General features: G+C 34.1%; 20 protein-coding genes. 7 read left to right on the forward strand and 13 right to left on the reverse strand.

Annotation, left to right across the window (positions count from 1 at the left end; genetic code table 11):
* Nucleotides 1–2: 2 nt before the first annotated feature.
* Nucleotides 3–1,235, forward strand: a complete 1,233-nt coding sequence (locus tag AC3QL1_RS14730) for a sensor histidine kinase (RefSeq protein ID WP_492492482.1) — start codon at nt 3–5, stop codon at nt 1,233–1,235.
* A 296-nt stretch (nt 1,236–1,531) separates the two neighbouring features.
* Here the strand turns inward: AC3QL1_RS14730 and AC3QL1_RS14735 are convergent, their stop codons facing one another.
* The 5 genes from AC3QL1_RS14735 to AC3QL1_RS14755 form a co-directional block, all read right to left on the reverse strand.
* Nucleotides 1,532–2,527 carry an FAD:protein FMN transferase gene (locus AC3QL1_RS14735; protein WP_492492484.1) on the reverse strand — a complete coding sequence of 332 codons (996 nt, stop codon included), beginning with the start codon at nt 2,525–2,527 and terminating at the stop codon, nt 1,532–1,534.
* A 330-nt stretch (nt 2,528–2,857) separates the two neighbouring features.
* On the reverse strand, nt 2,858–5,059 hold the full coding sequence (locus AC3QL1_RS14740) for a PepSY domain-containing protein (protein ID WP_492492486.1): 2,202 nt from the start codon (nt 5,057–5,059) through the stop codon (nt 2,858–2,860).
* 5 nt (nt 5,060–5,064) lie between these two features.
* The gene (locus tag AC3QL1_RS14745; protein WP_492492487.1) at nt 5,065–5,544 is read right to left on the reverse strand and encodes a DUF2271 domain-containing protein; all 480 of its coding nucleotides are present in this window, start codon (nt 5,542–5,544) and stop codon (nt 5,065–5,067) included.
* A 10-nt stretch (nt 5,545–5,554) separates the two neighbouring features.
* The gene (locus AC3QL1_RS14750; protein ID WP_492492489.1) at nt 5,555–7,027 is read right to left on the reverse strand and encodes an ankyrin repeat domain-containing protein; all 1,473 of its coding nucleotides are present in this window, start codon (nt 7,025–7,027) and stop codon (nt 5,555–5,557) included.
* A 398-nt stretch (nt 7,028–7,425) separates the two neighbouring features.
* Entirely contained in the window at nt 7,426–7,908 is a 483-nt protein-coding gene (locus AC3QL1_RS14755) for a DUF1810 domain-containing protein (protein ID WP_492492491.1), read from the reverse strand.
* Nucleotides 7,909–8,239: 331 nt separating this feature from the next.
* Here AC3QL1_RS14755 and AC3QL1_RS14760 point away from each other — a divergent pair, with 331 nt between their 5' ends.
* Together AC3QL1_RS14760 and AC3QL1_RS14765 are read left to right on the forward strand one after the other, a co-directional pair.
* On the forward strand, nt 8,240–8,821 hold the full coding sequence (locus tag AC3QL1_RS14760) for a TetR/AcrR family transcriptional regulator (RefSeq protein WP_492492493.1): 582 nt from the start codon (nt 8,240–8,242) through the stop codon (nt 8,819–8,821).
* Nucleotides 8,822–8,935: 114 nt separating this feature from the next.
* Nucleotides 8,936–10,144 carry an MFS transporter gene (locus tag AC3QL1_RS14765; RefSeq protein WP_492492494.1) on the forward strand — a complete coding sequence of 403 codons (1,209 nt, stop codon included), beginning with the start codon at nt 8,936–8,938 and terminating at the stop codon, nt 10,142–10,144.
* 110 nt (nt 10,145–10,254) lie between these two features.
* On the opposite strand, the gene AC3QL1_RS14770 is transcribed toward AC3QL1_RS14765, so the two are convergent.
* Nucleotides 10,255–10,878 (reverse strand): transposase, encoded by a 624-nt coding sequence (locus tag AC3QL1_RS14770; protein WP_492492496.1) that lies wholly within the window; start codon nt 10,876–10,878, stop codon nt 10,255–10,257.
* A gap of 247 nt (nt 10,879–11,125) precedes the next feature.
* Here AC3QL1_RS14770 and AC3QL1_RS14775 point away from each other — a divergent pair, with 247 nt between their 5' ends.
* The 4 genes from AC3QL1_RS14775 (at nt 11,126) to AC3QL1_RS14790 (ending at nt 15,876) form a co-directional block, all read left to right on the forward strand.
* Complete coding sequence (locus AC3QL1_RS14775) at nt 11,126–11,893, forward strand: methyltransferase domain-containing protein (protein WP_492492498.1); 768 nt, start codon at nt 11,126–11,128, stop codon at nt 11,891–11,893.
* A gap of 641 nt (nt 11,894–12,534) precedes the next feature.
* Entirely contained in the window at nt 12,535–13,509 is a 975-nt protein-coding gene (locus AC3QL1_RS14780) for a ribonucleotide-diphosphate reductase subunit beta (RefSeq protein WP_492492499.1), read from the forward strand.
* Nucleotides 13,510–13,522: 13 nt separating this feature from the next.
* Nucleotides 13,523–15,220 carry a ribonucleoside-diphosphate reductase subunit alpha gene (locus AC3QL1_RS14785; RefSeq protein WP_492492501.1) on the forward strand — a complete coding sequence of 566 codons (1,698 nt, stop codon included), beginning with the start codon at nt 13,523–13,525 and terminating at the stop codon, nt 15,218–15,220.
* A 407-nt stretch (nt 15,221–15,627) separates the two neighbouring features.
* The gene (locus AC3QL1_RS14790) at nt 15,628–15,876 is read left to right on the forward strand and encodes a hypothetical protein (protein WP_492492503.1); all 249 of its coding nucleotides are present in this window, start codon (nt 15,628–15,630) and stop codon (nt 15,874–15,876) included.
* A gap of 171 nt (nt 15,877–16,047) precedes the next feature.
* On the opposite strand, the gene AC3QL1_RS14795 is transcribed toward AC3QL1_RS14790, so the two are convergent.
* The 7 genes from AC3QL1_RS14795 to AC3QL1_RS14825 all read right to left on the reverse strand — a co-directional run bounded on the left by AC3QL1_RS14795 (nt 16,048) and on the right by AC3QL1_RS14825 (nt 19,375).
* Nucleotides 16,048–16,344 carry a hypothetical protein gene (locus AC3QL1_RS14795; RefSeq protein WP_492492505.1) on the reverse strand — a complete coding sequence of 99 codons (297 nt, stop codon included), beginning with the start codon at nt 16,342–16,344 and terminating at the stop codon, nt 16,048–16,050.
* A 22-nt stretch (nt 16,345–16,366) separates the two neighbouring features.
* Complete coding sequence (locus AC3QL1_RS14800) at nt 16,367–16,498, reverse strand: hypothetical protein (RefSeq protein ID WP_492492507.1); 132 nt, start codon at nt 16,496–16,498, stop codon at nt 16,367–16,369.
* Between the two features lie 200 nt (nt 16,499–16,698).
* Nucleotides 16,699–17,367, reverse strand: a complete 669-nt coding sequence (locus tag AC3QL1_RS14805) for an SRPBCC family protein (RefSeq protein WP_492492508.1) — start codon at nt 17,365–17,367, stop codon at nt 16,699–16,701.
* A 64-nt stretch (nt 17,368–17,431) separates the two neighbouring features.
* Nucleotides 17,432–17,875, reverse strand: a complete 444-nt coding sequence (locus tag AC3QL1_RS14810; RefSeq protein ID WP_492492510.1) for a hypothetical protein — start codon at nt 17,873–17,875, stop codon at nt 17,432–17,434.
* Nucleotides 17,876–18,000: 125 nt separating this feature from the next.
* Nucleotides 18,001–18,243, reverse strand: a complete 243-nt coding sequence (locus tag AC3QL1_RS14815; RefSeq protein WP_492492512.1) for a hypothetical protein — start codon at nt 18,241–18,243, stop codon at nt 18,001–18,003.
* A gap of 111 nt (nt 18,244–18,354) precedes the next feature.
* Complete coding sequence (locus tag AC3QL1_RS14820; protein WP_492492514.1) at nt 18,355–18,756, reverse strand: YidH family protein; 402 nt, start codon at nt 18,754–18,756, stop codon at nt 18,355–18,357.
* A gap of 40 nt (nt 18,757–18,796) precedes the next feature.
* On the reverse strand, nt 18,797–19,375 hold the full coding sequence (locus AC3QL1_RS14825; protein WP_492492516.1) for a flavodoxin family protein: 579 nt from the start codon (nt 19,373–19,375) through the stop codon (nt 18,797–18,799).
* Between the last annotated feature and the right edge of the window lie 4 nt (nt 19,376–19,379).

A 19,379-nucleotide genomic window follows, 5' to 3' on the forward strand; every position in this document is an offset into this window, starting at 1 on the left:
CAATGAAAAGTATAATTGCAGATAATCCGATCAAAATTTTGATTGTAGATGATAAAAAAGAAAATCTGCTTTCATTACAGGTAATCCTCGCCGACAGAGGATATAAATTTGTCGAGGCATCTTCCGGAAAAGATGCCTTGCGAATTCTATTGAAAAATCAGGATTTTGCGATCATATTAATGGACGTGCAAATGCCATTAATGGATGGTTTTGAAACTGCCGAATTAATTCGCCAGAGTGACAAACTAAAACATGTTCCGATTATCTTTTTAACTGCCAACATGAATACCACCGAATATATCTTTAAAGGATATCAATCCGGTGCGGTAGATTATATGATTAAGCCTTTGTCTCCGGAAATTTTGCAGGCCAAAGTGATGGTTTTCACCGAATTATTCAGAAAAAATCAGGAATTGCAAGCTAAGGAAGAAGAAACCAGAGCCTTAAATGAAATTATTTTAAAAGCCAATACAAAGCTCGAAGCCCAATACGCAGCCATTGAAAAACACGCCGAAGAACTTAAAAAGAAAAATACAGAACTCGACGCATTCACCTATATTTCAAGTCATGACCTTCAGGAACCGTTAAGAAAAATTCAGACCTTTACCAATCTGATATTGGCAAACGAAGCTCCGAATTTATCTGATGATGGAAAAGTAAAATTCAACAGAATCCTTTATTCTACAAACAGAATGAGGGAATTGATCAATAGTCTGCTTACTTTTTCGCGCACGACTATTGTCGAAAGAAGCTTTGAAACCATTGATCTGAATAAAGTTATTGCCGATGTCCAAGAGGCGCTGCATGAAAATATTTCGGAAAAAAATGCCGTAATCGTAACCAATTTACACGGACTTGCGTGTATTATTCCGTTTCAGTTTATACAATTATTAGAAAATTTAATTTACAATTCGATTAAGTTTGCCAGAGAAGATGTGCCTTTAATTATTGACATTAGCAGTCGCGTCGCAAATGGCTCAGAATTGGATGAAAAATTAATTCCAAATAAAAAATACTGCCACATTCGTTTTGCCGATAACGGAATTGGTTTTGACGCACAGCACAATGAAAAAATATTTGGTGTTTTCCAGAAATTACACAGTAAAGATGTGTACGAAGGAACCGGAATTGGTCTTGCCATTGTAAAGAAGATTGTTGAAAATCACAATGGTTTTATTACAGCAACCGGAGAACCTTTAAAAGGGGCAACTTTTAATATTTACATTCCGCATTAATTTGCAAAGTATAGATAATCCGTTAGGATTTACATGTTGGTAGAAAACGCAAACCCACCACATAATTATCCCGTAGGGATTATATCCGATGTTTTAAGAATCCAATGTGTAGTCCCTACGGGACAATATACTGGTTGTAAGTTAGTTTGTTACCAATATATAATCTCTACGAGATAAGTCACAGGATTTATTTATTAGCAGCGTAATAGTTATTGCTAAGAGATAATCCGTTAGGATTTACATATTGGTAGAAAAAACGCAAACCCACTAAACAAAATATCCCATAGGGATTACACTCAAATCTTCGGATGAAATTTGGCGATTTTAAAATTCTTCGATTTAATGATTTTCCCGTTATCGGTAATCATAACGCACGAATAATCCGGATATTGATTGATTAATTTTAAGCCTGCCTCTTTTCCTAAAACCATTAAAGACGTGCTGAAACCGTTTGCTTTTTCAGCATTTGGACCAAAAACCGTAACGCTGCAAAGTCCTGTAGAAGGATATCCTGTGGCGGGATTTATAATGTGAGAATAGCGTTTTCCGTTTAAAACAACAAACTTTTCATAACTTCCCGATGTTGTTACTGCGCCATCATTTAAAGGCACAACGGCAAAAAGTTTATTGGTGTCAAAAGGATTTGTCATGCCAATGTTCCAGTCTTTACCGTTTGGCTGTCTTCCCCAGGCCGTCATATCGCCGGAGCCGTTTACAATTCCGGCCGTTATTCCCTGACGCAACAACATCATATCTCGGCATCGGTCTGTCGCATAACCTTCGCCTAGAGCGCCAAATCCAATTTTCATTCCCTTTAATTTTAAAAAGATCGTTGATTGAACACTGTCAAGAATAATATTTTGATACCCAACTTTCGCAACAGATTGTTTGATTGCTTCTTCTGTAGGCATGGTTGTCATGGAACCGTCAAATTTCCAGATTCTGTCCATAGCCGCAAAACTAACGTCAAAACCGCCATTTGTAATTTTAGAAAACTCAAGCGCTCTTTGCGTTAATTCAAAAACTTCACGATCTACTTTTACCGGACTAATTCCGGCATTTCTATTTACTTCAGAAACCTGAGAAGTTGGTTTCCAGTCAGAAATTAGGTTTTCTATTCTGGTAATTTCTGCAATTACGGTATCTATGGAGTTTTCTGCAGTCAGTGAATCTTTTGCGACAATGGTAATGTCGAAGCGACCACCCATGAGAAGTGTGGTTCTTTTGCGCATTGTTTGGGCATTTGATATAAAACTACAGCTTATTAAGAAAACTGTTATTATAGATTTCATGAGATATTTAGTTTTCATAATTTTTATTTAAACACATAGAAACATAGATTTTGCATTCTTAAAAAAAGGCGTTTCACTTTTTTAAACAAACATAGTTGGGTATGAAAGAAATGCGTTTAATTTTTCTCGCAGATTTTACAGATTGAGCAGATTTTTTTTCTCATTTTATGTCATTTCGACGGAGGAGAAATCACATAAAGTAAAGACACACAGTACGTCGCTCTCTGGATGTGATTTCTCCTCCGTCGAAATGACAAACTACACTTGTAAATTATGATAAAATTTGCTTAATCTGCTAAATCTGCGAGAAAAAATATTTCAACACAATGATTAATAACAATCAGAAAGAATCTGTTTCTTAGCTTTATAATGAGCAAGATCGGTCTGGTTTTTATCCATACAAATAGCTGCCAAAATTTTCTCAACATCCTGCTGCATAGCAAGCGAACCACAAATCATAATTTCCCCTCCGGTTTTCAATAAATCGGCAAAGAAATCAGCATCTTTTTGAATCAGATTCATCACATAACATTCATTTTGCTCACGCGAAAAAGCGATGTGAAAACTTTTCAGGTTTTCTTTCCCAATTTGATCTGCTGCAAATTGTTTGTATTTGGCAACTGCGTCGGTTTCATTTCTAAAACCGCAATATAAATGTGTTTCTGTTTTAGTCGAATTCCCTTCAATCATTCCCAGAAATGGGGCAATTCCCGTTCCGTTGGCAATCAAGGCCACTTTTGGCACTTTTTTCGGAAAATGAAATCCTTCATTATGCACAATTCTGGCTTTGATCACAAAATCAATTTCAAGATTATACAAATAACCTGATCCAAAACCATGCGGATGTAATTTTACAACCAATTGTATATTTTCCTTGCTTTTACTGATCGAATAAAAACGGTCTCTGCCATCTCCATCCGGATAAATCGCCAGCAAATCGCCAGAAGTAAATTTGATTTTTTTCCTTGGTCGTAACGTCAGCATAAAAGTATGATCGGTTTCAGACAACGCTGTTTTTTCGATAACCATCATTTTTTGCAGACCCGTTGGCTTTTGTGCATAGGTTGCCGGAGCGGTCGCGAGGTTTATTCCGGTTTGTTGATTCCAGTTTTTTACCCAATCTGTAAATTGTAGAGGCGATTTATCATCAATAGTATGCAAATCCAGTATTCTGTTTGCCCAGTTTTGTTTGACTAGAAAATTGTCTATTTCTCTGGCAAAACCACAAAAATCAGCATACGACTTAGAACCAAATCCTACTACAGAAACATTTACCGTTTTTTGCTGTGGATGTTGATTTAAAAGCGATAAAAATTTTCCTCCGTTTGAAGGTGCATCGCCCAAACCGTGTGTCGAAGAAAAAATAATAATATGTTCTGCTTCGGGAAATGTCTCGTATTGATTCAATCCTCCCAAATAAGACGAATGTCCGTTGGCAATTAATTGCGTGTGAATGGCATTGGCAAACCGAAAAGTACTGCCATTTTCTGATCCGGCGAGTAAAATAAAACGGCTGTCTTTTGCTTTGTGTTTGTTTTTGATTTTTGTTTCCCTGCGTTTGAATGTCATTGCAAATCCTGAATATAAAAAGAACAGAATGTTTACTGACGCCAACGCCAGGACAATTGCCCAAATAATATTGGCACGCCCGGTATGAAGGTCAAGACTTAAATTTTCGAATAAAACAGTAGTCGAGTAGAGCGTTTCGGTTACAATCTGACCTGTAAGCTGATTCACTTTTAGTTCGCGATCGTTTAATTTAAGTATAAAAACTTCTTCAGGATCTTCAACATCAAAAGGAAATTCTATTTTTTGAACATCAGAAAGTTTGGTCTTTTTAAAAATTTCAAAATCGGCAATATTCTTTTTTTCCGGAACTTTTGTAGTCGCTTTAATTTCTTTCGGCTGAATTGGTTTTTCGGTGAAAACCTTAAATCTCAACATCGAAAGATATGTTCCCGAAAGTGCAATGATAAAAATAGGAATCAGCATTAATCTTCCTAAAACAACATGATAATATTGTGCAAAATTCTCTTTGACAATCTGTGAGAAAAATCGGCGAAAGCCTTTCTGTCTTTGTACGACTAATGCAATGCCTGAAATAGCAATAAGAAACAGCAAAAACGAATTAACGCCAATAAAAAATCGGCCGGTTTCATGCAAAAAAAGAGAACGATGCAGGGACGTTACCCATTGAATAAATTCGCTTTTCTTTTGGGTTTTTCCAATAATTTTTCCCGTTTGAGGATTGACGATCGCATCAATATCGTTACCATCGTCATCAAGACCTTTTAGTGTTGTAAATTTATTGTGATCGATACTGATTTCCGTCACTTCCATATAGTTTTTCTGCAAAACGGGAAGTACCTGGGCAACAGTCAAATCATCAAAGTTTGTCACGCTATAAGGCTGTATTTTCTCCTGTGCAGCGTCTATGGCAAGTACAGTTCCTGTAACGGATGCCAAAATTAAGAATAGAGAAGAAAATAGAGCGAGAGTTAAATGCGCGTATCTCCAAACGGATAATGTCATGCGTGTTATATCTTGTTGATTTTTACATATCTAATGTAGCCTTTTCCTTCTGCTTTTTCTGCAATTCCTTCTGTAGTTAATAGAATTTCGGCATCTGTTACATGATATTTTTGGTCTTCTACAGCCGTTTCAAAACGCAGTTTGTAGCCTTTATTAATTTTAGAAGCATCAATTTCAAATGTAGTTACACTGCGGTCTCCACCCGTTACAGAAGCTCCGGTTTTTGCACTGATATCCGGTTTTTTAGTATAAAATTTATACCATTCCTTAATGCTTTTGTACCATTTTTTATCATCGCCCATTACAGACAGTGTTTCTTCATATTCGCCTTTCGGATTAATAAGCGATACGACGATATAAGCACCTTCGCCAACGTAATTAGACATTTGAAGCATGCATTTGTATTTGTCAGTTTGTGCCGATGCCTGAAAGGAGAAAAGACAAGCGAATACTACCACAAGGCAGATTTTTGATAATGATTTCATGTATAATTATTTACTTTAAAAACTCAACCGATATATTATTTTTTTTCAAAACTTCATTTTCTTTTGCCAGATCATAGGCAGTTTCATCAAACTCTGTTTTGATCTCTTTTTTTGCGCCTGCTGCTACCAAATATTTTAGTAAGGCATCATCTTTTGCCACCATTGCCGATTTTTGCAATGCTGTAAAACCTTCTTTATTTTTGGCATTAATGTCAACATTTAAACCTTCCAGTTTTTTCAAAAGTTCAACATTATTTTTAATTACGGCTGTATGAAAAACGGTGTTTCCATCTTTTTGAGGCGCTGCGAAATTAATTCCTTTGCTTTTTAGAACAGCCAATTTATCAGCAAAATCATCTTTCTGAGTCCCGGCCGGTTTAAAAGAATCTACCAGATAAAAAGCCAGATTGTTTCCCTTATTATCATTCACATTAATATCAGCTCCTTTGCTTATTAGGAAAGAAACAATTTCTGCCGAACTATTTTTTACAGCTTGTGTTAAGGCAGATTCTCCTTTTAAGTTGACAGCATTTATGTTTTTGACTTTTGGTAATAAAGTCTGCAATAACTCAGGATCTTTTCCTTCAGAAGCTAAAATAAACGCCGTATTTCCGTCTTTATCCGTTTTGTTTACATCAACACCTTTATTGATAAAATACTGAACGATTTCTGACTGTTTTTCTTTGCGTGCCAATATATGAAGCACCGTTTGCCCGTTTGAGTTCGTTACTGTAGGTTTTAATTTAAGATCGTCTACCAGATATTTATACACTTCGATAGGATTTGCTGCGCGGCGCATTCCCAAAGCGGCAGATATTATGGCATTATCTGTATATTTTACCCCTTTTTCTACAAGAGTTTTTAGCTGGGCAATATTTCCGGCTCTTGCCGCATAATCAAAAGCAGTGTAACCATTTTTGTCGACATCTTTAAGAGATAATCCTTTTGATACCAGATAATTAGTTGTGGTAAGATCTTTATCATTCGGAATTGCCAGTAATAATAAACTCGCTCCGTCGTATTTCTTTTTCGGATCAATTCCTGCTTTAAAAAAAGCATCATAAGTAGCGGCATTTACAACTCCGGTACCAGATGCAAAGGCAATAGGGGTTGCGGCATGGCTGTCTTCCATGTTAATATCAGAACCTTTTGCGATTAGATATTGGACCAATTCTGCATTTCCTTTATAAGCCGCCCAATGTAAATAACTTCTGCTGTCGTGCGTAATTTTGTTTACTCCGTTGCCCGGAAGATCAATTAAATACTTTGCAACTTCGTTTGAAGCGCTGTTATTAATGGCTAAAACGGTTGGATCAAACGCAAATTGATTTAATTCTGTTGGATTATTTCCTTTTTCAATTTCAGATTTTACAGTGGCTAAATCAGGAGATGTTTTCCAGAAATTGGCGTCGAGAAGCTTATTTTGCTGGGCATTTACAAATAATGACGCAGACAATATTGCTGTAAGGATTATTTTTTTCATAAGTGAGATATAAACAAATAGGTATATGGTACCGAAACTTCTGCTTGCGGATTTCGAGGGCGAAAGTTATTGCTTATTTAGAATTTTTCCAAATAATAAAGATTAATATGTAATTAATTTTTTTGGATGTTTCTATAGAATCCGTCAATATAATGGTTTCCAGGTTTATGGTAAAAAATATAGTAAGTTTTACCACAGAGCGCACAAAGATTTATTATTTATAGAGGTTTGTAAAAACACAAAGGTCGCAAAGCTTTGTAAATACAACTTTGTGACCTCTGTGAAAATCTTAGTAAACTCTTTGGTTAAAAAATAGTGTAAATATAATTAGCGAACCTTGCCCAATCCTTGCGCACTTGGCAGTTAAATTTTTTTAGCATTAAGAATAAATCAAATTACTATAAGTTACTATATAAAAGTTGTATCGTATGAAAATCATGCGATCCGTCAAAGTATTTATCGATTACCTGCTCAAAAACAGGTTCAGTATTTTGAATATTAGCAAATAAAGTCATGCATGATTTTAAGTTTTCGGCATCATCTAAACCTAAGATTTCCAAAGCACTTTTTTCATTGGTATTAATGAGTTCCTTAGTAATTTCCAGAAGATGTTTTCCAAGAATGGGATGTTCCAAATAGGCGATTGCTTCATCTGCATTTTGAATCTCATAGAATTTTGAAGTATCACTGGATCCTAATCCTTTTATTTGTGGAAAAACAAACCATATCCATGGAGATTCTTTTTTTCCCTTTTTAATTTCTGAAAGTGCAACTAAGTAAAGTTTATTTTGAGCATCTAAGAAGCGCATCAAATTATTCGTGTTGTAAGCCATTCTGTTTGGAATATTATTTGGGGTCAATTCGTTCGTAAATCTAATCAAAATATGTCTTGATTTACATTATCAAATCTTTATAATTTGCTTTTTTTCCGCGGATTTGCTGGGCTGTAAAAAAAATCTTATGGGTTGGAATTAGTGTTTAGAGATTTAAAATTTTAAGACGTGATTTTTAATTTATATCATAAAAAGTCGATACCGTGATGCTGAATTATTATCGAAAAATAAGTTCCGCATGATATAATCTTTTTCAACGTTTTAAACCTTGACAAAAATGGCGTCTGACGATTAATATAGGTATTATTTTAAATAAAAGTTAAAACATTTTTTATTTAAGACCGATCGGTCTATATTTGCAGTGTAAAATGAAGAAATCATGAGCAAAGCAGATCGTACCAGACAATTTATTATCGAAGCATCGGCTCCTTTAATCAATAAAAAAGGAATGGCCGGAACTTCATTAAGTGATATTATGGAAGCCACAAAGCTTGCAAAAGGCGGAATCTACGGCAACTTTGAAAATAAAGAAGAAATTTGCGTCGAATCTTTTTTGTATTTAAGATCGCAATTAGCGGGTAAATTAGATTTGGCAATATCTAAGGGTAATTCGGCGAAAGCCAAACTTTTTAATTTACTGGCTGTTTATGAAAACGACAAAAATATGACAGAAGGCTGCCCGATATTAAATTTCGGAGTTGAAGCTGACGATACAAATCCTATTATAAAAGAGCAGGTAAAAAACGCAATTCGTTCTGCCCAAAAGAGATTTTTTACCATAGTTGAAGACGGAATTAAGAATAAAGAATTATCGACTGAAATAAACGCTGAACAATTTAGCATCAAAGTTTTTGCTATGATCGAAGGCGGAATTTTATGTCGAAAAGTATTGGGTAATAATCAACAAATGGCGATTATTCTGGAAAGTATAAAAGAAGAATTTGAAAGATATGTTTTGTAAACACGAATTGCACGAATTTTCACTAATTGGTTTAGTGATAATCCGTAAACTTCGTGTTTTTTTTACCAAATTTTAGACCGATCGGTCTATTGTGTTATTAATTAATTTAAGAAAATGAGAAATTTAGAAGAAAACCACCAAGGTTTTAGCACCAAGTTAGCGTTTGCATTAATTCCGTTATCCGGATTTGCAACAGATATTTATTTGCCGTCGCTTCCGGCTATGGCAAAAGATTTACAGGTTTCTGCGGGAGCAATTCAGCTTTCGTTAGTATTTTTTATGTTCAGCCTCGGCATAAGCCAGGTTTTTATTGGCAGTATTCTGGATAGTTTCGGACGTTTTAAAATTAGTATTGCATCGCTTGCTGTTTTTTCATTAACCAGTTTTGTTATTGCATTAGTTCCTGATATTTATGTGATTTATGCCATGCGAATCATTCAGGGAATTGCAATTGCTTTTATCGTCATAGCAAAACGAGCCTATTTTGTCGACCTTTACTCGGGTGAAAAACTGAAAAGTTACATTAGTTTGTTTTCTATAATTTGGGCTTGTGCACCTATAATGGCGCCGTTTTTAGGAGGTTATTTAGAAAACAGTTTTGGCTGGCGTTCCAACTTTTATTTCCTTGGCGGATTATCATTGCTATTTCTGATTCTGGAACTTTTATATAGCGGTGAATCTTTAAAATATTTTCATGAATTTAAACTAAAGTCTATCGCACAAACCTATACAAGTATCTTAAAATCAGCTGATTTTACTTTGGGAATTGTAATTCTTGGTATTTGTTTCGGACTTGTTGTCGTTTATAGTTTATCAAGTCCGTTTATAGTAGAACGTGTTTTTGGATATTCAGCCATAACTACGGGTTACAGTTCTTTATTGTCCGGTTTGGCGGTTATGATGGGCGGAATCACGGCTAAATCTTTAATTCATAAACCTTTGGCAAAAAAAGTTACAATTGCAGTTTCTGTGCAGGTTACTTTGGTTTTACTGATGATTTTTACTTCTTCGATAGCAAGTAATATTTATACTTTAATCGCTTTTACCATGGGAATCAATATGTGTGGCGGTTTTATCTTTAATATTATTTACGGATATTGTTTAAGCCGTTTCTCTAAAAATGCCGGAGTTGCAAGCGGACTTACAGGCGGTGCAACGTATATTGTGAGTTCAATATTTAGCTATGGTTTTGTGAATTTATACGCCGTTAAAAGTCAGTTTTTGTTAGGGTTAACCAATATTTCACTCATCTTTATTATTGGTATTATTTTTATCGTTTTCAACAGATACAGAGCGGTGCATCTGGCTACAGTTAAAAATTAAAATTCCAATTTAAGAAAATCCAAATTCCAAATTCCGGTACTTATTGGAATTTGGAATTTTTTAATTGGAATTTTTCTAATGGCTAAATCCACTAGATTGATGTATCTTTTTTATTTATAAAATTTATCTTCTTCCCATTTGAAGGGATTATTCTCTATATAAGTTTGAATATTTTCAAATGATCTGAAATCTTTGATAATATGATCATAGAATCTGGAATGCCAACTAAAATCGGCATGTATTTTACGCATTTCAAAGCTGCATCTTCCTTTATACCATCTAATGATACGTGAAATGTTTTCATTTAGCATTGGGTTTTTGTTATTTGTGATTCCTCCTTTTTTATCGTCGGTTTTTTCATTGGCTTTTTCTTCGTTTTCCTTATCGGTTTTCTTATCGGTTTTCTCTTTGTTTTCCTTATCGTTGTTTGGAGACGCGATGAATCGCGTCTGTACTGGAGTGGATTTGTTTATGATTAATATGCCATGCATGTGATTGGGCATAATTATAAAATTACCCAATTCAATATATGGAAATTGATTTGTAATCTCTTGCCATAATTCATGGGCTAATTTTCCTAAATCATTTAATTGCATTTCGCCTTCAATAACCTCCCCGAAATAATGCCCCATTTTATCGGTGCATATTGTGATAAAATAGGCGCCATTTGCACCATAATCCCAATTTTGCAATCGGGCAGATGGAATGCGATATTTATTTTGAAATTTTTCCATATACATATTTTAATTCTTGATTCATATAATCCCATGCTCCCCCAGCATTGCAGTACATCGCGTCTCACATAATTTAATCCATCCCTATTATAACTCCTCCAAAATTCCATCCTTACATTATCAAAATACAAAAATAAGAAAATACTTATATAATTGAATTAAAATCCAAATATCACAACAAATCAAAAACCACTTTTCCGCCAACAATAATTCCGTATCTTAGCTAATAACAATAAAAGAACACGAAATGCCTTGGAATCCAGAAATCTACAACAAATTCAAAAACATTCGTTACCAGCCTTTTTATGATTTAATTGATTTTATAAAACCTGTAGCATCGATGAAAGCCATTGACTTAGGCTGCGGAACAGGCGAACAAACAGCAATTCTGGCAGATAAATTTCCTGAAGTTACATTTTTAGGTGTTGATTCTTCTGATGAAATGCTGGAGCAATCAAAAGCATTGGAAACGGATAATTTACATTTTAAAAAAGCCACCACAGAAGAAACCATTGAATCCGGCGAAAAATGGGATTTGATTTTTAGCAACGCTGCTTTACAATGGTCAAATGATCATGAAATATTATTTCCGAAATTGATAGCATTGGTGAATCCAAAAGGGCAGTTTGCGGTTCAAATGCCCGTTCAGCCGGAAAATAAACTCAATAAAATCCTTTTAGAATTGGTTAATGGAGAACCATTTAAATCATATTTAAACGGTTTTAAAAGAGATTCGCCCGTTTTGAGTATTGATGATTATGCGCAAATACTTTTTGATGGCGGACTCGAAGATATCCAGGTCATGCAAAAAGTATATCCTATAATTGCCAACGATCACGACACGCTTTATAATTTTATTTCAGGTTCTGCTTTGATTCCGTATATAGAAAAGCTGGAAGGGGATCAAAAGGAACTTTTTATTAAAACATACAAAGAAAGAATTGCAGCGCATTTTCCTAAACTTCCCGCGATATATTCTTTTAAAAGAATTTTACTTTATGGAAAGAAACCATAAGATCATATTATAAAGAAGCTTCAATCATGAAGCTTTTTTTATAGAATATTGTTGAATCAACACCTTTTGACTTAATCGGATTTTAACTCATAAATTATTTCGATTTGCACTTTTTTTTAAGTTAAAAAAAGAGAATATTTCATTCACAAGAAAATTGATTTTTATTTAAATGGTATGTGTAAGTTTTTTAAAATCAATTAATTATGATATTTTGTTTTTTGAAACAATAATTTCATAATCAAAAAATTCACGAACATTTTAGACAAGAATAATTTCGTTTTTATCTTTTTTGAATAAGCGTATTTTGTAGGAAAAAGTCAGTTTTTGAAATATTCTTGTTGATAAGTGTTTTTTCGAAAGCTCTTTTCAAAGCTGTTTTTCCTGTTGATAACTTTATTTAGATTCTTTTTAAATAACTGATAATTCGGACATTACCAACCGTATTCTTCCTGTTGATAAAATGTACATTCTTCCTCTTTTTTGAAGCCTTAACAGCTGTTGATAATTGACAGGTTTTTTAACATCAAAAGAGGTTCAAAAATGGAACTGTGGATTAATTTTGTATGTATAGAAACGCTTCTTAAACCCCACTTCGTAAAGAGCACTATATTCTGATACGTCATCATTTAATACTATATATTATGTCAATTTTCGATAAGAGAATCAATTATAAGCCTTTTGAATATCCGGAGGTACTACAATTTACAGAAGCCATTAATAAAGCCTATTGGGTACATTCAGAAGTTGATTTTACTGCTGATACGCAGGATTTTCATTCGCATTTAAATTTAGCCGAAAAAACAGCTATCAAAAATAGTTTATTGGCGATTGCCCAGATAGAAGTGGCTGTAAAAAGCTTTTGGGGAAACATTTACGAGCATTTTCCAAAACCGGAATTCAATGGTTTGGGAAGCACTTTTGCCGAATGTGAATTCAGGCATTCTGAAGCGTATTCACGTCTTCTGGAAGTTTTGGGATATAATGATGAATTCGAAAAATTAATGGATATTGAAGTGGTTCGCAAACGTGTCGATTATCTTTCGGATGTTTTGAAAGATACACGTTCTCAGGACAATAGAAAATATATGGTCTCGCTGATCTTATTCAGTATTTTGATTGAAAATGTATCGCTTTTTAGTCAGTTTGCCATTCTTTTATCTTTTACAAGATTTAAAGGATACATGAAAAATGTGAGCAATATTATCGCCTGGACTTCTATAGATGAGCAAATTCACGCAAACGGCGGCATCTATATCATCAACAAAATACGCGAGGAATTTCCGGATTATTTTGATGCCAATACTTTAGAATTGATCAGAGAAACGGTAAAACATTCAATAGGAGTGGAGTCTGATATTTTAGACTGGATTTTTGAAGAAGGAGAAATAGAAACCATCAAAAAAGCTGATTTGGTGAACTTCATGAAATTTAGAATCGACGAAAGTTTAGGACAAATCGGAATTCCAACCTTATTTAATATCGCTCCCGAAGATTACAAAGCAATGGCGTGGTTTGAAGAAGAAGTATTCGCCAACAGCCTTGATGATTTCTTTGCAAAACGACCGGTTGAATATACCAAACACGATAAAAGTATTACTGCAAACGACCTTTTTTAAACGGAATAATATCATGAATACCTTACACAATAACGAAACCAACATTCCGCCATTAAGTTACGCCGATAATAAAATGTGGTGGAAAAACTCTGAAAGTGAGCAAATTTTAAACCGTGGTTATCTTTTAAAAGGAGAAACGGTAGAAGGCGCAATTGACAGAATTTGTACAGCTGCCGCAAAAAGATTATACAAACCGGAGTTAAAAGATTCATTTGTAGAAATGATCGAGCGCGGCTGGATGAGCATTAGTTCACCGGTTTGGGCCAATATGGGAACAGAGCGCGGTTTGCCAATTTCGTGTTTTAATGTGCATGTTCCGGACAAAATTGAAGGCATTACCCATAAATTAGGCGAAGTAATCATGCAGACGAAAATTGGCGGCGGAACTTCGGGTTATTTTGGTGAATTACGCGGACGCGGAAGCGCTGTTACGGATAACGGAAAAAGCAGTGGAGCAGTAAGTTTCATGAAGCTTTTTGATACTACGATGGATACGATTTCGCAAGGAGGCGTTCGCCGTGGTGCATTTGCCGCATATCTTGATGTAGATCATCCGGATATTGAGGAATTTTTGAAGATAAAAAGCATTGGAAACCCAATTCAGAACTTGTTTACGGGAATTTGTGTACCAGATTACTGGATGCAGGAAATGATTGATGGCGATGATGAAAAACGTCAGATTTGGGCAAAAGTACTGGAAAGCCGTCAGCAAAAAGGATTGCCTTATATCTTCTTTAGCGATAACGTAAACAAGAACAAACCTCAGGTTTATAAAGACAAAAATCTGCCTATAAATGCCAGTAATTTATGCAGTGAAATCATGCTTCCGTCAGGAAATGACGAATCCTTTATTTGCTGTTTATCTTCTATGAATCTGGAGCTTTATGAAGAATGGAAAGATACTGAAGCTGTAAAACTGGCCATCTTTTTTCTTGATGCCGTATTGCAGGAATTCATAGAAAAAACCGAAGGCAACTATTATCTTACGGCAGCAAATCGTTTTGCAAAAAGACACCGTGCACTTGGACTTGGCGTTCTGGGATGGCATTCTTATCTGCAAAAAAACATGATTCCTTTTGAAGGACTGGAAGCCAAAATGAAAACCACTGAAATCTTCAAACATATTAGCGAAAAAGCCGATAAAGCTTCACAGGAATTAGCGCGTATTTATGGCGAACCGGAACTTTTAAAAGGTTACGGAAGACGTAATACAACGACTATGGCAATTGCACCAACCACTTCATCATCTGCTATTTTAGGACAAACTTCTCCGGGAATTGAGCCTTTTAGCAGTAATTATTACAAAGCTGGTTTGAGCAAAGGTAATTTTATGCGAAAAAATAAATACCTGACAAAACTCCTTGAGGAAAAAGGGCTGGATAATGAAGAAGTCTGGAGAGGAATTATGCTAAACGGCGGAAGTGTACAACATATGGATCAACTGACGCAGCATGAAAAAGACGTCTTTAAAACCTTTAAGGAAATTAGTCAGCTGGAGATTATACAGCAAGCGTCTATCAGACAAAAATATGTAGATCAGGGACAAAGTATCAATCTGAATATTCCGTCAGAACTAGCGATTAAAGAAGTCAACCGTTTGATTATCGAAGCGTGGCAACTGGGAATAAAAAGTCTTTATTACCAAAGAAGCCAAAGTGTTTCAAAAGAACTTGTTACAAGTCTTGTTTCCTGCAGCAGCTGCGAATCGTAAAAAAATAAAAAGCCAGTTTTCAAATAAGAAAACTGGCTTTTTTACTTTAAAAATGAAATCGAAACTAATAAACAACCGACATTTCCGGCAGATTTTAAGTCATAATATCTATTTAAGAAAAAGCATTTTCTTGAAAATAATTCAAATTTCAGACGCATAATACGTCAATGATTTTTAAAATTATTAGGTAAAAAGAGTTTCATTTCGCAATTAAACTGCATTTTCAATCTTTAAATTTGAGGAAATAACTTATAAAATGTTAAAATAAGAATAACTTCAGAATTTAACATAATGTTTATAATATGTTGATAAATAGTGATTTACGTTTAAATTTTTAACAGCGATCCAAAAAAATTAATACTTATATTTGAATATGATTATTCGTCTAATAATTTAAAATATTAACTATGGAAAAAGCTATAAAACTAAAAGTACGTAAAGAGTTGGATAGTCAACAACAGTTGAATATAATTAAATTAAAAGGTAGTTTGATTTCCAGAGGTTATACAGAGATTATTCATATCCTTGATCAGGATGATGAATTTCACATTAATTCTTTTGAAACTCCAAAAGAGAGTACTACCGAAGTTCAGGAGTTTATTGCAGCGTTTATTAATAGAGAAAATCTAGCAGACACTATAACTGTTTTCAGGTAGCTGAAGGTTTAACAACCAATAATTATAGCCAGTAATAAATAAAACAGAACATTAATTTAACTTTTATCTCACCAAAAATTACGCACCACCAAAATCAAATCTAATCAAAAAAAAAATTCAAAAGCCTTCAGAATCCTGAAGGCTTTTGAATTTATAATTCATTTGTAATTTTTAATAATCAGATCGATCACTTTCGTCAAAATCATCTTCTGTATCACCGTCATCATCGAGATCTTCATCAATGTTTTCGTCTACATCATCGTCGTCTAAATCATCCTGATATGGGTCGTACTCATTTCTGGATTCTTTGTCGATATCAGTTTCTTCATAAACAGAATCAGATCTGTCAGTTTCATGCTGATTGATAGCGGGATCTTTATTTTCCATAGTTTCAGAATTGATTCCCTCGCTTGCTAATTGAAAATTTTGACTTTCAAGGTCAAAATTTTCGTTTGGTTCTTGTATCATAATTTGAAGTTTTAATAATTAGTTATCTTTTTAAAGTTGACTTTTTATAATCTGTATGTGGTTTTTCGTTGCTTCTGGCTGACGTTGTTTTTGATTCTGCTTTTTTATCTGATGTTCTTGAACTTTCGGCGTAACTATTTTTTATAGTGATCATGATGAGAAGTTTTTAAGTTTATTTTACAAAGCTAAAGTGCTTATAAATCAAATGCTTACACTATTTAAATGAATGTTTATATTATTTACTGCATAATATTCTGTAAACGTGCTACTTAGCATGCAAAATACTTCTTTCAAATAAAAAGAGCCTGCAACGTCTATCATTACAGGCTCTTTTTATTTGAAAAACTAATCGTATTAACGAGATTCCAAATAAGATTTAAAATTCAGAATATCATCTTTTACCAATTTTTCAAAATAAGGATTAAGAAGTTTTGCAGCACTTTCTCCTGCAACTCCAAGTGGCGCGTGGTATGAAATAGTGACATCAATTTCAGTAGCTTTTCCTTTTTGTTTAAAAACAACTTTTCCGGCATTTTGAATAGAAGAATCCGGCAATGAATTCCAGCTGATCAATTTTTCTTTTTCATCTTTTACAACTTCAGCTTTCCAGGATATTTTTCCAATTCCAAGAGGTCCTTTAGCCGTCCATTCAGAAGTTGTATAATTTACCGGATTAACAGAAACAAGGTGATTCATGAATTTTGGCAAGTTTTCAAAGTCACGCCAAAAAGCATAAACCTCGCTTATAGGTCTGTTGATTACGCTGTTAATTCTGATATTTACATTAGATGCTTTGTCATTTTTAAGATGATCAACTGCATCATATACAGGACAATATCCAGAAAGTCCTCTTAAAAGCATTGATCCGCCAATACCGGCTTTTCCAATGTTCTTTTTTTCCTGTGTTAAACCGGAATACAAGAGATAACCACCGCTTGTAACCATTAAAACTCTTTCAAGCGCAGATATATTTTTTTTAAGTTTTGACTTTTTCTGTATCGAAGATGATGTGTGTGTTTCCATAATTTCTAATTTTTATTTTATTATTATTTAAGATAGTTCTTTATATAAGAGGAAATTTCAGTTTTCAGAACATTTTGTAAACCAAAAATGCAGTTAAACCAAAAATAACATGAGCGAAAAAAAGCTGTAAATAATATCCTTTAATGTCGATGTTTGGTTTTTGATCCACGGCTTTAAACATAATGATCCAGCCAATTATTCCAATAATTCCGCTTATAGCTCCAAATAGTAAAGCAACGCGCCAAGAAAATTCTGCAAGATCATAAACCCACATGAAGTGATAGGCGATTACAAATAATAAACCGATGATGTAATGCAAAATCCACGCTAAAACGCTTTTCGTATTTGGCGATACTTCAATATGCAATTTCGTTAAGATATAAGTAAGCAATACGGGTTCTTTATATAATTCTCTAAAACTTGCCGAAATGACATAGCTAAAAAGCGTCATTAAAGAAGTCGCCGCAATCGAAGAAATAACTATTTGTAAAAGTATATGAAAATTCATATCGGAGTATTTTGAATGTTTACTATAAAAAAAATGTACTTCCGAATGTTCAACTTTGTTAAATATCAGCATGAAAAAAAACAACATCGAAACGGGAAGTACACTATTTTATTTGAGTCAACTAATTAAAGGTCAATAATATCCCAATAAAGTTTTTGTCTTCTATAATAATCATTCGGATCAATTTCTTCATCATCATCGTCAAAATCATTAGTGAACTTATATTGTTGAGCACTAAAATTTGAAGATGTGTTTTCATCTGCAGGGATCAAATTTTCCTGAATTTTGGCACTATCCTGAGTATTGATCGTGCGCATAATTTCATTATTTGTGAAATAAGAATCATTTTGTGGGTTATAAGTGTTCATAGCAAAGAAATTAAGTTTGTATAAGTGCAAATTTAGAATTGTAAGAAAGGAAAATTTTACAAATATTCTAATTCTAATTACATAATTCACAGTTTGTTATCTTTTTCAGTCTTACAAATCAAAAACAAGCGGATACGCCGCCATGATTAAATAAGCAATTATTACAATACTCATTACAAAAATTACGACCGTTAAAATGGTCAAAAGCAAGGTTGAATATAAATATTCGCCTTCCTGTAATAGTTTATGCGTTTGTTTGTATTTCCAGTAGGATAATAATATAGTCAGGGCGCCTGTAAGAACTAATGCAATACCTAAAAATATGGTGAATCCATTTTTTGGAATATCTGAATCCTTAAAAAAAGTTGCGGGTAATTGATTAACAAATAATGAAAATTTTACGATTACGAAACCAAAAACCATAATTCCGATGCCGGTACGAATCCAGGACAAGAATGTTCTTTCGTTCGACATTTGCTCATTGATCATTTTTTTATTTTTGTTATCTACCATGCTATTATTTATTAATTGTATTTATTTCTTTTAAGTAAGCTTATTTGGCTGCTTTTTTTAGAGATTCCGCCATTGCGTCGGCATCTTTGGCGTAGGTACGTTTGTAATAATTTAAAAGTTGGGTTTTGGTCTTTTTTGCATCTTTGGCATGACCTTCCCAAATAACGCCAAGCGATGTATAAGGCGGAACCGTAACGCCGATGCTACAGAAGAAATTGCCAACATTTCCCGTAACATGTTCAACTCCGTCTGAATCGCCGGTTACAATCACGCCACCAATTTTTCCGTCAAGCGGAGAATCTTTTCCAGCCAAAATAATATCATAAACTTCATCAAGACGTTCTATACATCTTTGAAGTTCAGACGAATGGCTGTTCCACCAAATTGGTGTTGCAAACAATAGAATTTTGGCTTCCAGAATCTTATTGTAAATATCCGGCCAGTCATCTTTTGTATTCATGTGCGTGTAGGTTCCCGGAAGAATATTGTGGTCAGGAAGTTTAATTACTTCATATTCAATGTTCTGTTTGGTCAGATATTCACCAAAAAATTCAACGAGAGTTTCCGTATTAGACCGGCCTTTGCTTTTTAAGGTTCCCAGTAATATGATGGCTTTCATTGTT

Source organism: Flavobacterium sp. GW823-FHT04A11 (assembly GCF_058796535.1).

Coding starts and splice junctions, on each gene's coding strand:
- AC3QL1_RS14730 (WP_492492482.1), top strand. CDS start 3: ATGAAAAGTATAATTGCAGATAATCCGATCAAAATTTTGATTGTAGAT.
- AC3QL1_RS14735 (WP_492492484.1), bottom strand. CDS start 2,527: ATGAAATCTATAATAACAGTTTTCTTAATAAGCTGTAGTTTTATATCA.
- AC3QL1_RS14740 (WP_492492486.1), bottom strand. CDS start 5,059: ATGACATTATCCGTTTGGAGATACGCGCATTTAACTCTCGCTCTATTT.
- AC3QL1_RS14745 (WP_492492487.1), bottom strand. CDS start 5,544: ATGAAATCATTATCAAAAATCTGCCTTGTGGTAGTATTCGCTTGTCTT.
- AC3QL1_RS14750 (WP_492492489.1), bottom strand. CDS start 7,027: ATGAAAAAAATAATCCTTACAGCAATATTGTCTGCGTCATTATTTGTA.
- AC3QL1_RS14760 (WP_492492493.1), top strand. CDS start 8,240: ATGAGCAAAGCAGATCGTACCAGACAATTTATTATCGAAGCATCGGCT.
- AC3QL1_RS14765 (WP_492492494.1), top strand. CDS start 8,936: ATGAGAAATTTAGAAGAAAACCACCAAGGTTTTAGCACCAAGTTAGCG.
- AC3QL1_RS14770 (WP_492492496.1), bottom strand. CDS start 10,878: ATGGAAAAATTTCAAAATAAATATCGCATTCCATCTGCCCGATTGCAA.
- AC3QL1_RS14775 (WP_492492498.1), top strand. CDS start 11,126: ATGCCTTGGAATCCAGAAATCTACAACAAATTCAAAAACATTCGTTAC.
- AC3QL1_RS14780 (WP_492492499.1), top strand. CDS start 12,535: ATGTCAATTTTCGATAAGAGAATCAATTATAAGCCTTTTGAATATCCG.
- AC3QL1_RS14785 (WP_492492501.1), top strand. CDS start 13,523: ATGAATACCTTACACAATAACGAAACCAACATTCCGCCATTAAGTTAC.
- AC3QL1_RS14790 (WP_492492503.1), top strand. CDS start 15,628: ATGGAAAAAGCTATAAAACTAAAAGTACGTAAAGAGTTGGATAGTCAA.
- AC3QL1_RS14795 (WP_492492505.1), bottom strand. CDS start 16,344: ATGATACAAGAACCAAACGAAAATTTTGACCTTGAAAGTCAAAATTTT.
- AC3QL1_RS14800 (WP_492492507.1), bottom strand. CDS start 16,498: ATGATCACTATAAAAAATAGTTACGCCGAAAGTTCAAGAACATCAGAT.
- AC3QL1_RS14805 (WP_492492508.1), bottom strand. CDS start 17,367: ATGGAAACACACACATCATCTTCGATACAGAAAAAGTCAAAACTTAAA.
- AC3QL1_RS14810 (WP_492492510.1), bottom strand. CDS start 17,875: ATGAATTTTCATATACTTTTACAAATAGTTATTTCTTCGATTGCGGCG.
- AC3QL1_RS14815 (WP_492492512.1), bottom strand. CDS start 18,243: ATGAACACTTATAACCCACAAAATGATTCTTATTTCACAAATAATGAA.
- AC3QL1_RS14820 (WP_492492514.1), bottom strand. CDS start 18,756: ATGGTAGATAACAAAAATAAAAAAATGATCAATGAGCAAATGTCGAAC.
- AC3QL1_RS14825 (WP_492492516.1), bottom strand. CDS start 19,375: ATGAAAGCCATCATATTACTGGGAACCTTAAAAAGCAAAGGCCGGTCT.